Here is a 13,230-nt window from a genome sequence, read left to right on the forward strand (position 1 = left end):
TGATCTGAATGCGGGAAGGGCGCGGATTGACCGCGCCCTTCCTGACTTGCCCTTAACGGAAGGGCGGTGCGTAGAGCAGACCGCCGTCGGTCCACTGCGCGTTAAGGCCGCGCGACAGGCCGATCGGGGTGTTCTCGCCGATGTTCTTCTCGAACAGCTCGCCGTAGTTGCCGCCCGCCTTGATGGCGTTCACGGCCCAGTCGGTTTCGAGACCCAGCATCGGGCCAAGCTCGCCCTCGGTGCCCAGAAGACGGTTGATCTCGGGGTTGTTGGTGCCCGCGACCAGCTCGTCGATGTTGGCCGAGGTCACGCCAAGCTCTTCCGCCACGATCAGCGCGTTGAGGGTCCAGCGCACGATGTCGCCCCATTCGCTGTCGCCGTGGCGAACAAGCGGGCCAAGCGGTTCTTTCGAGATGATCTCTGGCAGAACGACGTGATCGCCCGGGTTCTCGAAGGTCGCACGGGTCGCGGCAAGGCCGGACGCGTCGGTCGTGTAGACGTCACAGGCGTTCGCAAGATACTGCTGCTGCGCCTCGGCGTTGGTCTCGATCGGAACCGGCTCGTAGCTGATGTTGTTCGCGCGGAAGTAGTCGGCGAGGTTCAGCTCGGTGGTGGTGCCGGTCTGGATGCAGACGGTCGCGCCGTCCAGGTCCTTGGCGGACGAGACGCCAAGCGCCTTGGGCACCATGAAGCCCTGACCATCGTAGTAGTTGACGCCGGTGAATTCGAACTTGAGGTCGACGTCACGGGTGAAGGTCCAGGTGGTGTTCCGGGCGAGCATGTCGATCTCGCCCGAGGACAGTGCTGTAAAACGGGTCTGGCCCGTGGTGGGCGTGAACTCGACGGCCATCGGGTCGCCGAAGACGGCAGCGGCGACAGCGCGGCAGACGCCGACATCAAAGCCTTCCCAGACGCCGTTTGCGTCGGGTGCCGCAAAGCCGGTCAGGCCGGTGGTCACGCCGCAGTTCAGGTTGCCCCGTGCCTTGACGTCATCGAGCGTGGCCGCTGCTGCAGCCCCCGCCGAAAGGCCCGCGACCGCGAGTGCGCCAAGAATGATCTTTTTGGTCATACTTACCTCTTCCTGATTGTCGTTCCCTTGTTGGAACGTTTTTTGACGCCCGCGTAGGCAGGCGACGTGGAATTGAGCAAGGATTTCTCCCCATCAGTGGGGGGAGTGTGGGCGGAATTCGGCCAAGACGTCAAGCAAGTGCTGCCTGATTACACAGCGTCCTACCCTTTTTCGTGCACCGCCCAAAACTGCGTCAAGGGTTTCGACAGTCAGGTTTTTTTCGCGACCATGTGGAAAAAACGCGCGGCATTCAGAAAAGCATCGCGGCGCTCGTCCGACAGTGCCTGAGCCTCTTCATCGGCCCCCCAAAGCTCTGCCTGCCAGTCTTCATCGATTCTCGACAGGTCCCAAAGCCGCTCTGGCGGGTGCAATTCCTCGGTCGCGGCAAGCCCGATGACCAGCGATCCAGAAAGGGAAATCAGGTCGTGCGCGGCCGTCAATTCAAAGGCCGTCATGGCGTGCAGGGGCGCGGCCAGGCGGCCCAGCGCACCGGGGGCCTGCGGCGCGTGCATCACGCCCTGCACCGGGATCAGCCGCGCGCCATAGCGGTCGTGCGCCCAGTCCAGAAGCGGGTCCCAGGCCGCAGCTTGTCGCTCAGCCAGTTCCGCTGGCGTCCCGGCGCGGTAGCAGGTCAGGTCGGCGTCCCCATAGGATGCCAGCATCTGCGCCACCTCGGCCTGTTGCGGCGCGACGCGGTCGATGGCGGCGTTCGCGGCGCGGGTGGCGGGCATCGTCAGCGGCTGGATCTCGTCGCCCTGCGCTTCCCACTCTGCACGGATCTCTTCGGCGAACGCCGCGCTTGGCACGACAAGCGGCGCCTTTGCGGGGGTGCGCACGGGGCGCCCATCAAGAACGATGCGATAGCCTTCCGCGTCGGCCTCGACAGCCGCTGCCTTCCAGAACCGGCGAAGTTTCCATTCAGACATCAGTGCGTACCCAGAATTTCGTCCACGGAGGCGACAAGCGCGCGGGGATCATCGACGATGGCGTCCGCCCCCGCCTGCCGTAGCGCGTCCACCGCGTGATAGCCCCAGGCCACGCCAAGGGTCCTGACCCCTGCGGCGCGGCCCATCTCGATATCGAAGGTGGTGTCTCCGATCATCACGGCGCAATCCGCGTCGATGCCGGTGTCCGACAGCGCCGCATGAATCATCGACGGGTGCGGCTTGGACGGGTGCAGGTCAGCGGTCTGGATCGTCTGGAAATAGCCTGCCAGCCCATGCGCGTCTGTCATGTGGTCGAATCCGCGCCGCGCCTTGCCGGTCGCCGCGCCCAGAAGCATCGCATCGCGCCCGCGCAGATGGTCCAGCACGTCCCGTATGCCGTCATACAGCGGCGCGGCTGCCTCGGCCCGGCCCATATGGCGTGCCGAGATGATCGCCGTCCTGTAGCCCTCGACCAGCCGCGCCTGTGCCGCCGCGTCCGCTTCGGGCGCAAGCCGTGCCATCGCTTCGGGCAACGACAGCCCTACGATGGACAGGACGGCGCCCCGGTCCGGCGCTGTCAGCCGCTCCGCCTCGAACGCCGCCGACATGCCCGCGAGGATCGCGTTCTGGCTGTCGATCAGGGTGCCGTCGACGTCGAAGATCGCCAGCCGCAGCTTCATTCGAGATCCTCGAAGGGATCGGTCGGCACGTCCTCGGCCCGCCAGTCGAACATCTCCCAGCTGCGCGCCATGTGGTCGGGCAGCGGCGCGGTGAAGTGCATCAAAGCGCCCGAGACGGGATGCTCGATCTTCAGGTGCCGGGCGTGCAGGTGCATCTTGCGGCTGATCTCGCCGCCAAGCTGCGCACCCCAGCCGTCGCCCTCGTTGACCTGTCCCGAGCCGCCATACTTGCCGTCGCCGATGATCGGGTGGCCAAGCTCGGCCATATGCGCCCGAAGCTGGTGTGTCCGGCCCGTCACCGGGACCAGCGCCACCCATGCCGCGCGGCTGGCAAGCCTGCTCAGCACCGCGTAGTCGCTCACCGCGCGCTTGGCGTCGGGGGTTTTGTCAATCTCGTCGGGGTGCACGCAGATCATCTTTTCCGCCTCGCCCTTCAGCCCCCGGCCCGGCGCCTTCACAAGGCCATAGCGAATCGTTCCCATCTGCGGATGCGGCACGCCCGCGACGGCGGCCCAGTAGATCTTGCGCGTGACGCGGGCGCGGAAGGCGCCGGTCAGCTTGCCTGCGACCGCCTGCGTGCGCGCCAGCACCAGGAGGCCCGAGGTGTCCTTGTCCAGCCGGTGCACGAGGCGCGGCTTGTCCTCGTATCCAAAGCGCAGAGCCTCGGCCAGACCGTCGACGTGGCGTGTCTGCTTGGACCCGCCTTGCGTCGGCAGCCCGGCAGGCTTGTTCAGGACGATGATATGGTCGTCGCGGTAGAGCACCGCGCGGCGCATCATCTCGGCGTCGGCATCGGACACAAGCGGACGGTCAGAGGCGGGCGCGGCGGTGTCGGGCAAGGGCGGAATGCGCACGACCTGCCCCGGCGCCACGCGCGACGCGGCCTTGACCCGCGCGCCATCAACGCGGATTTCGCCCTTGCGGCACAGCTTTTCGACGCGGCCCTGCGGGATGTGCGGGAAATGCCGCTTGAACCAGCGATCCAGCCGCTGTTCCGACTCGTCGTTGCCGACCGTGACCTGTTGAACGCCGCTCATGCGAATAGCCCCCGTGCCGCAGTCATCCCGGCCACCAGCGCGCCAACAGACAGCGCGACCGACAGCCCGACATACAGCAGCGCCGCCCCGGTCTGCCCACGCTCGATCAGCGCCACGGTGTCCAGCGAGAAGGCCGAGAATGTTGTGAAGCCGCCCAGGATGCCGGTCATCACGAAGGGCGACAGCGGCGTCAGGCCCTTCTCGGCCGCCGCGACCACGAACACGCCCATCAGGAACGAGCCGACGATGTTCACCGTCATCGTGCCATAGGGAAAGCCGTGCCCCATCAGGCGCACCATCGCGGCGCCCGTCAGGTAACGCGCCGAAGCGCCGAGTGCGCCGCCAAGGGCGACTTTGGCCAGGGTCAGGATCATGTCGCTTGTCTTTCGCTGCGTCGAAACAGTGTCAACCGCCGTGCCGCTTGTCGCGGAGTTTCACGAACCAGTCGAGCCGCTTCTTGAGATCGCGTTCAAACCCGCGTTCCACGGGCACATAGTAGACGCCGCGCTTCATGCCGTCGGGGAAATAGTCCTGCCCCGAAAAGCCATCCTCGGCGTCGTGGTCATAGGCATAGCCCGCGCCGTAGCCCTGTTCCTTCATCAGCTTGGTGGGCGCGTTGCGAATGACCATCGGCGGCGGCTCGCTTCCGGTCTTCTTCGAGGCGGCCATCGCGGCCTTGTAGGCGACATAGACCGCGTTCGATTTCGGGGCGAGCGCGAGGTACACGACCGCCTGCGCCAACGCCAGTTCCCCCTCGGGCGAGCCAAGCCGTTCATAGGTTTCCCACGCATCGAGGCACAGGCGCTGCGCCTGCGGATCGGCCAAGCCGATGTCCTCGACCGCCATCCGTGTGATGCGGCGGGCCAGAAAGCGCGGGTCTTCGCCGCCCGTCAGCATGCGCGCCAACCAGTAAAGCGCCGCGTCGGGGTCAGAGCCGCGCACCGATTTGTGCAGCGCCGAGATCAAATTGTAGTGCGCCTCGCCCGACTTGTCGTATTGCGCGGCGCGGCGTTGCAGACGCTGGGTCAGTTGCTCGGTGGCAAGCGGTGCCTCGGTCTTCCACGCCGCCACCTGTTCGATCAGGTTCAGCAGCGCGCGGCCATCGCCATCGGACATCTCCAGCAGCGCCTCGCGCGCTTCCGCCACAAGCGGCAGCTTGCGCCCAAGCTCGGCCTCGGCCCGTTGCGCCAGCCGTTCCAGATCGGCAAGGCTCAGCCGGTCCAGCACCAGAACCTGCGCGCGGCTGAGAAGCGCGGCGTTCAATTCAAACGACGGGTTCTCTGTGGTGGCGCCGACCAGAAGGATCGTGCCGTCTTCCATGTGGGGCAGGAACCCGTCCTGCTGGGCCTTGTTGAAGCGGTGGATCTCGTCGACGAAAAGCAGCGTGCCCTGCCCGTTCTCGCGGCGGTGCCGCGCGGCCTCGAACACCTTTTTCAGGTCGGCGACGCCCGAAAAGATCGCACTGATCTGGACGAAATGCAGGTCCGTCTCATCCGCCAGAAGCCGCGCGATGGTGGTCTTGCCGACACCCGGGGGGCCCCAGAAGATCAGCGACGACAGGCTGCCGGACCCCAGCATCACGCCAAGCGGGCCATCCGGGCCAATGGTCTTTTCCTGCCCGATCACCTCGGACAGCGCACGCGGGCGCAGCCGGTCGGCAAGCGGGCGCGGCGCGGTGCTGGCGGGCCGGGGTGCGCCCGGCGGGGTGTCGAAGAGATCGGCCATGAGGGGAAAGCTATGCTCTGCGGCGGCCTTGGGGAAGGCTTGGCTGAAATGAAGAAAGCCCGCCATGCGGCGGGCCTTCGGGGTCGTGCAAGGCGGCGCGAGGATCAATCCTCGGCGGCTTCCTCGGCTTCGACGCGGGCCTTGTCGGCGGCGCCTTTCGCGGACGGATCGCGGTCGACAAGCTCGATGATCGCCATCGGGGCCATGTCGCCATAGCGGAAGCCCGCCTTGAGAACGCGGCAATAGCCGCCGGTGCGCTCGGCATAGCGCGGGCCGAGAATCTCGAACAGTTTCGCGACATACGCGTCCTGCTTGAGCTGCGATGCGGCCTGACGGCGCGCGTGCAGGTCGCCGCGCTTGCCCAGCGTAATCAGCTTGTCGATGATCCGCTTGAGTTCCTTGGCCTTCGGCAAGGTGGTCTTGATCTGCTCATGTTCGATGAGCGAGCCGGCCATGTTCGCCCACAGCGCCTTGCGGTGCTCGTGGGTGCGATTCAGGCGGCGGTATCCGCTGGCGTGACGCATGGTATTTCTCCGTATCTGTGCCCTCTACGGGCGGTTTTGCTTTGTCCGGGACCAAATGCGTGTGTGGCCCTCTCCTTGGGGCAATGCGGGGGGTGCCCCGCGATGCCCAGTCGTTTCAGTAGCCGCAGGGCAGGACGTGCCCCGCCCTGCGACTGTTCGATCAGAACTGGTCTTCGTACTTCTTGGCCAGGTCCTCGATGTTCTCGGGCGGCCATTCCTCGACGTCCATGCCAAGGTGCAGGCTCATGCCCGACAACACTTCTTTGATCTCGTTCAGCGACTTGCGGCCGAAGTTCGGGGTGCGCAGCATCTCGGCTTCGGTCTTCTGGATGAGATCGCCGATGTAGACGATGTTGTCGTTCTTGAGGCAGTTGGCCGAACGCACCGACAGTTCCAGCTCGTCCACTTTCTTGAGAAGAAGCGGGTTGAACTCGAGCCCGTCGTCGTCGTCCTGACGCGATGCGCTTTCCGGCTCGTCGAAGTTGACGAAGATGCCAAGCTGGTCCTGAAGAATGCGCGCGGCGTAGGCCACGGCATCGTCGGGGGTCAGCGAGCCATCGGTCTCAATCTTCAACGTCAGCTTGTCGTAGTCGAGCACCTGACCCTCACGGGTCGGGGTGACCTCGTAGGAGACGCGCTTGACCGGCGAATAGATCGCATCGATCGGGATCAACCCGATGGGCGCGTCTTCGGGCCGGTTCTTGTCGGCCGCGACATAGCCCTTGCCGGTGTTGACGGTCAGTTCCATGAACACGTCCGCACCCTCGTCGAGGTGGCAGATGACGTGATCGCGGTTCAGAACCTCGATACCGGCCGATTCCGAGATGTCACCGGCGGTGACGACGCCCGGACCCTTGGCCTGGATCGACAGGCGCTTCGGCCCCTCGACGTCCATGCGCAGGGCGACGCCCTTGAGGTTCAGGACGATGTCGGTCACGTCCTCGCGGACACCCGCGACCGACGAGAATTCGTGCAGCACGTTGTCGATCTGCACGCTGGTGATCGCGGCGCCCTGAAGCGACGACAGCAGGACGCGGCGCAGCGCGTTGCCAAGCGTCAGGCCAAAGCCGCGCTCCAGCGGTTCGGCGATGACGGTTGCCTGACGTGCAGGTTCGTTGCCCGGCTTGATTTCAAGCTGAGTCGGCTTGATCAGCTCTTGCCAGTTCTTGTGGATCATGCGTGTCGCCTCCATTCTTGTCCGCTGCTCATGTCCGATAGCGGCGGACGCCCGAGGTTCAAATGACGTACTCGGCCCGCGGTCTCCCGCAGGCCGAGATGATAATGTTTCAGGTCAGACGCGGCGACGCTTGGGCGGGCGGCATCCGTTGTGCGCCATCGGCGTCACATCCCGGATCGACGTGATGTTGAAGCCGACAGCCGCCAGCGCGCGCAGCGCGGATTCGCGGCCAGAGCCAGGGCCCTGCACTTCGACTTCGAGCGTTTTCACGCCGTGTTCCTGTGCCTTGCGTCCGGCGTCCTCGGCAGCCATCTGGGCGGCGTAGGGAGTCGATTTGCGCGAACCCTTGAAGCCCATGGTGCCCGAAGACGACCATGCGATGGCGTTGCCCTGAACGTCCGAGATCAGGATCTTGGTGTTGTTGAACGAAGAATTCACATGCGCCACACCAGCGGCGATGTTCTTCGATACCTTGCGCTTTGTCGCGCGACGATCGCGTGCCATTGATCCGTGCCTCCCTTATTTCTTCTTGCCGGCAATGGCCTTCGCAGGCCCCTTGCGGGTGCGAGCGTTGGTGTGCGTGCGCTGACCGCGCACGGGGAGGTTGCGGCGATGGCGCAGGCCGCGGTAGCAGCCCAGGTCCATGAGGCGCTTGATGTTCATCTGCGTCTCGCGGCGCAGGTCACCCTCGACGGTGAAGTTCGCGTCAATGTGTTCGCGGATGGCAAGCACGTCGGCATCCGACAGCTCGTTGACGCGGCGGGCCTGGTCGATGCCGACGGCATCGCAGATCGAACGGGCCGAGGACGGGCCAATTCCGGTGATGTAGGTCAAGGCGATCGGCACCCGCTTGGAAGTCGGGATGTTTACGCCGGCAATACGTGCCACTTGGTACTTTCCTTTCGTTGCGGTTCCGTAATTCCAGAACCTTTTTTCACAACGTAAGCCCGAAGGCTTCCGCCTACGGGCCGCAGCTGAATGTCGATGTTCGAATCTCCGGGGTGTCCGGGAACTCTACGCGATTCTCTGTCAGAGATGGCGTGAGTTAAAGGCTGGCGCGCGCATCGTCAACCCTGTGTCAAGCAAAAGCTGAAGCGCGCCGGACAGGATGCGCTTCAGCTGTTCAATGTGTGGGCGCCGTGCCCGGGTCAGGGCCTTGGCGCGCCCCAAGGATCACATGGACGCGGCCCAGTCGTCGACCTGTTTCTGCGCCTCTTCCTTGCTGATCCCGTAGCGTTCCTGGATCTTGCCCGCCAGCTTGTCACGGTTGCCTTCGGCCTGGTCGAAGTCGTCATTGGTCAGCTTGCCCCACTGAACCTGCGCCTCGCCCGTCATCTGCTTCCACTTGCCTTGCACTTGATCCCAATTCATCTGGGGCCTCCATAAGCTTGAATGATTTGCTTACGGAGAGAACGGCAAAGCCCGGTGCATGGTTCCGGCAGGGGCGGCGTGACCGGGCGGCAATCGCCCTCCGATCAGCCGAGGATTCGCTTGATCTCGCCCGAGACTTCGTCGATCTCGCCGAGTCCGTCGATCACGGTCAGATCGCCCTTGGCATAGTAGTAGCCGATCAGCGGCGACGTCTGCTTGTAATACGCCATCAGCCGGGTCTTGAGGCTGTCGGCATTGTCGTCGGCGCGGCGCTTGAACTCGGTCTTCTGGCCGCAGTTGGTGCAGACACCATCGGCGGGCGGCGGCTTGGTGTGGTCATTGTAGACCTCGCCGCAGTTGGCACAGGTCGAACGCGCGGTGATCCGGTCAACCAGCGCCTCGTCGTCGACGCGCATCTCGATCACGGCATCAAGCGACTGGCCCATCTCGTCCAGCAGCGCGCCGAGGGCGTCGGCCTGCGCCAGCGTGCGCGGAAAGCCGTCGAAGATGAACCCGCCGGGGGCCGCGTCGCCTTCCAGCTTTTCACGGATCAGGCCGATTACTATCTCGTCGGTGACCAGATCGCCGCGGTCCATCACCTCTGCCACCTTGCGGCCCATGTCGGTTCCGGACGTGCGCGCCTCGCGCAGCATGTCGCCGGTCGAAAGCTGCACCATCTGGCGCTCGTCCACCAGAATGCGGGCCTGCGTTCCCTTACCGGCCCCGGGCGGGCCGAGCAGAATGATGTTCATCTAGGTGTCCCCCAATTTGGGCCGCTCTTTGTGCGCACCGCCTCCTCAGCGGCGCGCAGGAGCTTTCTTGCCCGTCTTTCCACGCCGTTTGCCGCGCAGCTGCGATTTCTCGATCAGGCCTTCGTACTGGTGCGCCAGAAGATGCGACTGAACCTGCTGGATGGTGTCCATCGTCACCGACACCACGATCAGCACGGATGTGCCGCCAAAGTAGAACGGAATGGCGAACTGCGAACGGATGATCTCGGGCAGCAGGCACACAAGGGCCAGGTAGCCCGAACCAAGCACCAGGATACGCGTCACGACGTAGTCGAGATATTCCTCGGTCTTCTTGCCGGGGCGGATGCCGGGGACAAACCCGTTCTGCTTGCGCAGGTTGTCGGCCACGTCATCGGTCTTGAAGGACACGTTGAAGGTGTAGAAGAACGTGAAGAACACGATCATGCCGGTGAAGAACGCCAGATACAGCGGCTGGCCGGGGCCGAAATAGGCCAGGATCGTCGCCATCACCGGGCCGGTCTGCGACCCCGAGAAGGTCGAGATCGTGGTCGGCAGCAACAGCAGCGACGAGGCGAAGATCGCCGGGATCACGCCCGCCGGGTTCACCTTGATCGGCAGGTGCGACGAGCCACCGTCATAGGTCTTCATGCCGACCTGACGGCGCGGATACTGGATATGGATCTTGCGCAGCGCCCGTTCCATGAACACCACGAAGGCGATCACCACAAGGACCATCAGGATCACCCCGATGATTACTGCGGGGCTGATCGAACCGGACCGACCCTGGCTGAGGAATTGGGCCAGCGCGGCGGGAACCTCGGCGATGATGCCGACGAAGATGATGAGAGAGATGCCGTTGCCGACGCCGCGTGCGGTGATCTGCTCGCCCAGCCACATCAGGAACATGGTGCCGCCGACCAGCGTCACGACCGTGGCAGCGCGGAAATACCAGCCCGGATCGACCGCCAGATCGCCCGCTTCCAGCGACACGGCCAGACCGTAGGCCTGGAACGTCGCCAGGAACACCGTGCCGTAGCGGGTATACTGGTTGATCTTCTTGCGCCCCTGCTCGCCCTCTTTCTTGAGTTGCTCAAGCTGGGGAACCATCGCCGTCAGAAGCTGCACGATGATCGACGCCGAGATGTAGGGCATGATCCCCAGCGCGAAGATGCCCATCCGGCTGATCGCGCCGCCGGTGAACATGTTCAGGATGCCGCCGATTCCCGCGGATGCGTTTTCAAAGAAGGCCCGCAGTTCCTGGCCGTCGATGCCGGGCACCGGGATATAGGTGCCAAGGCGGTAGACGATGAGAAGCCCGAGGGTGAAGACAATGCGCTGACGAAGCTCGGTCGCCTTCCCCAAGGCCCCCCAGCTGATGTTCGCCGCCATTTGCTCTGCTGCAGAAGCCATTCGCGATCTCTTTTCAGGTAAACGCCGCCGAACCGGTCTTCCGGTCGGCGGCGCTGGAAAACTGTTTGTCGATGTAAGGGGCCAAGGCGCCCCTCACAACCGTTTACTCAGCCGCCGACGCGGTCGTGACCTTCAGCGAGCCGCCCGCCTTCTCGACCGCTTCGATGGCCGAACGCGATGCGCCGGTCACGGAGATCGAGAGTTTCCGGGTCACATCGCCCTTTGCCAGCACGCGAACGCCGTCCAGCTTGCGCCGAACAAGGCCCGATTCCACGAGGCTGTCCTCGGTGATGTCGGTCGACAGCTTGCCGGCCTCGATGAACTTTTCGATCAGGCCAAGGTTCACCACGGCGAATTTCTTGCGGTTCGGCTGGTTGAAGCCGCGCTTGGGAAGCCGCTGGTAGAGCGGCATCTGGCCACCCTCGTAAGCGTTGATCGCAACGCCCGAGCGGGAATTTTGGCCCTTGATACCACGGCCGGCCATCTTGCCCTTGCCGGAACCGGGGCCGCGGCCAACGCGCATACGTTTCTTGGTGGCGCCGGGATTGTCCCGGAGTTCGTTCAGTTTCATATCGCTTCTCCTTGCCGGATGCGGGGGATGAAGCGAATTGCCCCCGACCTCGGCTCGTTGGTTGAATCGGGCCGCATTGGGCCACCGGAGGCGTATAGAAGCTGTCGGGATGGCGTGCAAGTGTCGTGACTGCGCACCCCCGCAGCGCGGCGGGGATGCGCCCTTAGGGTTTTCTCAGCCCAGCTCGCCCGGCGCGTACCAGTCGCCCATCTTCACTTCGGCCGCGTCGCCGACCATCTCGGCGAACGCCTGCGGGTCCTGCGTGCCGCCATCGCGGCCACGGTAGTGGTAGGGATAGACAAAGGACGGCTGGAACTCGGCCACGGCAGAGGCCGCTGCCTCGGCGTCCATGGTGAACGGCAGGTTCATGCACAGGAACGCCAGATCGATGTTCTCAAGCGCGCGCATTTCCGGCGTGTCCTCGGTATCGCCCGAGATGTAGACGCGGAAATCGTCCATCGTCAGGACATAACCGTTGTCACGACCCTCGGGGTGGAAGTTGGTGCGCCCCTCGGTGAAGTTGTAGGCCGGGACCGCGTCAATGGTGACGCCAAGCGCCTCGGCCGCTTCGCCGTTGCCGATGCTGGTCGCCCGCGCCTTGAGGTCCTCGGGCAGCACGTCATGGACGGCGGGATTGACGATCAGCATCGTCTCGGCGCCCATCAATGCCGCCAGCGTCTCGGCGTTGTAGTGGTCGCCATGCTCGTGCGTGACAAGGATCAGGTCGGCGGCCGGGAAATCGGCATACTGGCCTGCGTCGCCCACCGGATCAGAGTAGATCACGCCCATCGGCGTCTCCATCACGAACGAGGCGTGCGCGACGGGATGCACGGTGACGGGCCCGGCGCCGGTCTCGAACATGTCGCTGGCATGGGCAGCGGCGCGTGCGGCGTAGGGCAGAACGGTGATGCCGCCCGCAGCGGCGGCGGCGGTCGCAAGGAAGGTGCGGCGCGTGGTGGTCATGGACGGTCCTCCGTGTTGTGTAAGGCGGAGGTAGCGCACGCCACTCCGCCGCCAATCGCAAAACCGTGATGACATGTGCGCCGTTGCAGGGCCGGTGTGGACCCAGCGCCGGACGTCCACACAAACGACAAATGCCCCGGACGGCGCCCGGGGCATTCGATTCAAGTCAGGCGCGGCCCGAAGGCCGAAGACGACTTAGCCGCGCTCTTCGATGATCTCGACGAGGTGCGGGATCTTCGCGACCATACCGCGGATCGAGGGCGTATCCTCAAGCTCGCGGGTCTTGTGCATCTTGTTGAGGCCAAGGCCGATCAGCGTCTGGCGCTGGACGGCGGGGCGGCGGATCGGCGAGCCGATCTGTTTGACGACGATGGTCTTTGCCATGTTGATCAAGCCTCCTCGGCGACTTGGCTGGACTCTTGCGGAGCCTCATCACGCTTGGGAAGAATGTCGGCGACCTTCTTGCCCCGGCGCTGTGCGACCTGACGCGGGCTCGACCCGGCCAGCAGACCGTCCAGCGTGGCGCGGATCATGTTGTAGGGGTTCTGCGTGCCGGTCGACTTGGCGACGATGTCCTGGATGCCCAGCATCTCGAACACGGCGCGCATCGGACCACCGGCGATGATGCCGGTACCTTGCGGTGCGGTCCGCATCACGACCTTGCCGGCCCCGTGGTGGCCGCGCACGTCGTGGTGCAGCGTGCGGCCCTCCTTGAGAGGAACGCGGATCAGGTTGCGCTTGGCCTGCTCGGTCGCCTTGCGGATGGCTTCCGGAACTTCCTTGGCCTTGCCCTTGCCGAACCCGACGCGGCCCTTCTGGTCGCCCACGACGACAAGCGCGGCAAAGCCGAAACGCTTGCCACCCTTCACGGTCTTGGACACGCGATTGATCGCGACAAGGCGATCGGCGAATTCCGGGTTCTCGTCGCGGTCGCGGCGATCCCGGCGGTTGTCTTCTCTTGCCATTGCTGGCTCCTTCAGAGTGCCCCGTGAAGGGCGTCAGTCCAATCGCGGTGGTCCATCTGG

Annotated in this window: 17 protein-coding genes; all 17 read right to left on the reverse strand. The window is 64.7% G+C overall.

The genetic code is table 11. The features are described 5' to 3' along the window. Window positions 1–52: 52 nt before the first annotated feature. Complete coding sequence (locus tag KTJ87_RS12050) at window positions 53–1,069, reverse strand: amino acid ABC transporter substrate-binding protein (RefSeq protein WP_267139375.1); 1,017 nt, start codon at window positions 1,067–1,069, stop codon at window positions 53–55. 209 nt (window positions 1,070–1,278) lie between these two features. Next, a complete protein-coding gene (locus KTJ87_RS12055) occupies window positions 1,279–1,995 on the reverse strand; it encodes an ATP12 family chaperone protein (RefSeq protein ID WP_267139376.1) in 717 nt (238 codons plus the stop codon). Next, window positions 1,995–2,675, reverse strand: a complete 681-nt coding sequence (locus KTJ87_RS12060) for an HAD-IA family hydrolase (RefSeq protein WP_267139377.1) — start codon at window positions 2,673–2,675, stop codon at window positions 1,995–1,997. Before KTJ87_RS12060 ends, KTJ87_RS12055 begins: the two co-directional genes overlap by 1 nt. Then, the gene (locus tag KTJ87_RS12065) at window positions 2,672–3,712 is read right to left on the reverse strand and encodes an RluA family pseudouridine synthase (protein ID WP_267139378.1); all 1,041 of its coding nucleotides are present in this window, start codon (window positions 3,710–3,712) and stop codon (window positions 2,672–2,674) included. Before KTJ87_RS12065 ends, KTJ87_RS12060 begins: the two co-directional genes overlap by 4 nt. Further along, entirely contained in the window at window positions 3,709–4,086 is a 378-nt protein-coding gene (crcB, locus tag KTJ87_RS12070; protein ID WP_267139379.1) for a fluoride efflux transporter CrcB, read from the reverse strand. Before crcB ends, KTJ87_RS12065 begins: the two co-directional genes overlap by 4 nt. Window positions 4,087–4,117: 31 nt before the next feature. Further along, on the reverse strand, window positions 4,118–5,437 hold the full coding sequence (locus tag KTJ87_RS12075; RefSeq protein WP_267139652.1) for a replication-associated recombination protein A: 1,320 nt from the start codon (window positions 5,435–5,437) through the stop codon (window positions 4,118–4,120). A 104-nt stretch (window positions 5,438–5,541) separates the two neighbouring features. Continuing rightward, window positions 5,542–5,961 (reverse strand): 50S ribosomal protein L17, encoded by a 420-nt coding sequence (rplQ, locus tag KTJ87_RS12080; RefSeq protein ID WP_267139380.1) that lies wholly within the window; start codon window positions 5,959–5,961, stop codon window positions 5,542–5,544. A gap of 160 nt (window positions 5,962–6,121) precedes the next feature. Then, the gene (locus tag KTJ87_RS12085; protein WP_267139381.1) at window positions 6,122–7,138 is read right to left on the reverse strand and encodes a DNA-directed RNA polymerase subunit alpha; all 1,017 of its coding nucleotides are present in this window, start codon (window positions 7,136–7,138) and stop codon (window positions 6,122–6,124) included. A gap of 114 nt (window positions 7,139–7,252) precedes the next feature. Beyond that, the gene (gene rpsK / locus KTJ87_RS12090; RefSeq protein ID WP_267139382.1) at window positions 7,253–7,642 is read right to left on the reverse strand and encodes a 30S ribosomal protein S11; all 390 of its coding nucleotides are present in this window, start codon (window positions 7,640–7,642) and stop codon (window positions 7,253–7,255) included. Window positions 7,643–7,657: 15 nt separating this feature from the next. Next, window positions 7,658–8,026 carry a 30S ribosomal protein S13 gene (gene rpsM / locus KTJ87_RS12095; protein WP_267139383.1) on the reverse strand — a complete coding sequence of 123 codons (369 nt, stop codon included), beginning with the start codon at window positions 8,024–8,026 and terminating at the stop codon, window positions 7,658–7,660. Between the two features lie 285 nt (window positions 8,027–8,311). Then, window positions 8,312–8,509 carry a CsbD family protein gene (locus KTJ87_RS12100; protein ID WP_267139384.1) on the reverse strand — a complete coding sequence of 66 codons (198 nt, stop codon included), beginning with the start codon at window positions 8,507–8,509 and terminating at the stop codon, window positions 8,312–8,314. Window positions 8,510–8,613: 104 nt separating this feature from the next. Next, window positions 8,614–9,261 (reverse strand): adenylate kinase, encoded by a 648-nt coding sequence (locus tag KTJ87_RS12105; RefSeq protein ID WP_267139385.1) that lies wholly within the window; start codon window positions 9,259–9,261, stop codon window positions 8,614–8,616. Between the two features lie 45 nt (window positions 9,262–9,306). After that, a complete protein-coding gene (secY, locus tag KTJ87_RS12110; protein WP_267139386.1) occupies window positions 9,307–10,671 on the reverse strand; it encodes a preprotein translocase subunit SecY in 1,365 nt (454 codons plus the stop codon). 103 nt (window positions 10,672–10,774) lie between these two features. Further along, the gene (rplO, locus tag KTJ87_RS12115; RefSeq protein WP_267139387.1) at window positions 10,775–11,242 is read right to left on the reverse strand and encodes a 50S ribosomal protein L15; all 468 of its coding nucleotides are present in this window, start codon (window positions 11,240–11,242) and stop codon (window positions 10,775–10,777) included. Window positions 11,243–11,416: 174 nt separating this feature from the next. Beyond that, window positions 11,417–12,205 (reverse strand): MBL fold metallo-hydrolase, encoded by a 789-nt coding sequence (locus tag KTJ87_RS12120; protein ID WP_267139388.1) that lies wholly within the window; start codon window positions 12,203–12,205, stop codon window positions 11,417–11,419. 195 nt (window positions 12,206–12,400) lie between these two features. Beyond that, complete coding sequence (rpmD, locus tag KTJ87_RS12125) at window positions 12,401–12,589, reverse strand: 50S ribosomal protein L30 (RefSeq protein WP_106205283.1); 189 nt, start codon at window positions 12,587–12,589, stop codon at window positions 12,401–12,403. A gap of 5 nt (window positions 12,590–12,594) precedes the next feature. After that, entirely contained in the window at window positions 12,595–13,170 is a 576-nt protein-coding gene (gene rpsE / locus KTJ87_RS12130) for a 30S ribosomal protein S5 (RefSeq protein ID WP_267139389.1), read from the reverse strand. Between the last annotated feature and the right edge of the window lie 60 nt (window positions 13,171–13,230).

This window comes from Anianabacter salinae, assembly GCF_019061145.1.
GTDB lineage: Bacteria > Pseudomonadota > Alphaproteobacteria > Rhodobacterales > Rhodobacteraceae > Anianibacter > Anianibacter salinarum.

What these genes read in the sequence shown, in the direction of transcription:
- KTJ87_RS12050 (WP_267139375.1), bottom strand. Translation starts at nt 1,069, where the DNA reads ATGACCAAAAAGATCATTCTTGGCGCACTCGCGGTCGCGGGCCTTTCG.
- KTJ87_RS12055 (WP_267139376.1), bottom strand. Translation starts at nt 1,995, where the DNA reads ATGTCTGAATGGAAACTTCGCCGGTTCTGGAAGGCAGCGGCTGTCGAG.
- KTJ87_RS12060 (WP_267139377.1), bottom strand. Translation starts at nt 2,675, where the DNA reads ATGAAGCTGCGGCTGGCGATCTTCGACGTCGACGGCACCCTGATCGAC.
- KTJ87_RS12065 (WP_267139378.1), bottom strand. Translation starts at nt 3,712, where the DNA reads ATGAGCGGCGTTCAACAGGTCACGGTCGGCAACGACGAGTCGGAACAG.
- crcB (WP_267139379.1), bottom strand. Translation starts at nt 4,086, where the DNA reads ATGATCCTGACCCTGGCCAAAGTCGCCCTTGGCGGCGCACTCGGCGCT.
- KTJ87_RS12075 (WP_267139652.1), bottom strand. Translation starts at nt 5,437, where the DNA reads ATGGCCGATCTCTTCGACACCCCGCCGGGCGCACCCCGGCCCGCCAGC.
- rplQ (WP_267139380.1), bottom strand. Translation starts at nt 5,961, where the DNA reads ATGCGTCACGCCAGCGGATACCGCCGCCTGAATCGCACCCACGAGCAC.
- KTJ87_RS12085 (WP_267139381.1), bottom strand. Translation starts at nt 7,138, where the DNA reads ATGATCCACAAGAACTGGCAAGAGCTGATCAAGCCGACTCAGCTTGAA.
- rpsK (WP_267139382.1), bottom strand. Translation starts at nt 7,642, where the DNA reads ATGGCACGCGATCGTCGCGCGACAAAGCGCAAGGTATCGAAGAACATC.
- KTJ87_RS12100 (WP_267139384.1), bottom strand. Translation starts at nt 8,509, where the DNA reads ATGAATTGGGATCAAGTGCAAGGCAAGTGGAAGCAGATGACGGGCGAG.
- KTJ87_RS12105 (WP_267139385.1), bottom strand. Translation starts at nt 9,261, where the DNA reads ATGAACATCATTCTGCTCGGCCCGCCCGGGGCCGGTAAGGGAACGCAG.
- secY (WP_267139386.1), bottom strand. Translation starts at nt 10,671, where the DNA reads ATGGCTTCTGCAGCAGAGCAAATGGCGGCGAACATCAGCTGGGGGGCC.
- rplO (WP_267139387.1), bottom strand. Translation starts at nt 11,242, where the DNA reads ATGAAACTGAACGAACTCCGGGACAATCCCGGCGCCACCAAGAAACGT.
- KTJ87_RS12120 (WP_267139388.1), bottom strand. Translation starts at nt 12,205, where the DNA reads ATGACCACCACGCGCCGCACCTTCCTTGCGACCGCCGCCGCCGCTGCG.
- rpmD (WP_106205283.1), bottom strand. Translation starts at nt 12,589, where the DNA reads ATGGCAAAGACCATCGTCGTCAAACAGATCGGCTCGCCGATCCGCCGC.
- rpsE (WP_267139389.1), bottom strand. Translation starts at nt 13,170, where the DNA reads ATGGCAAGAGAAGACAACCGCCGGGATCGCCGCGACCGCGACGAGAAC.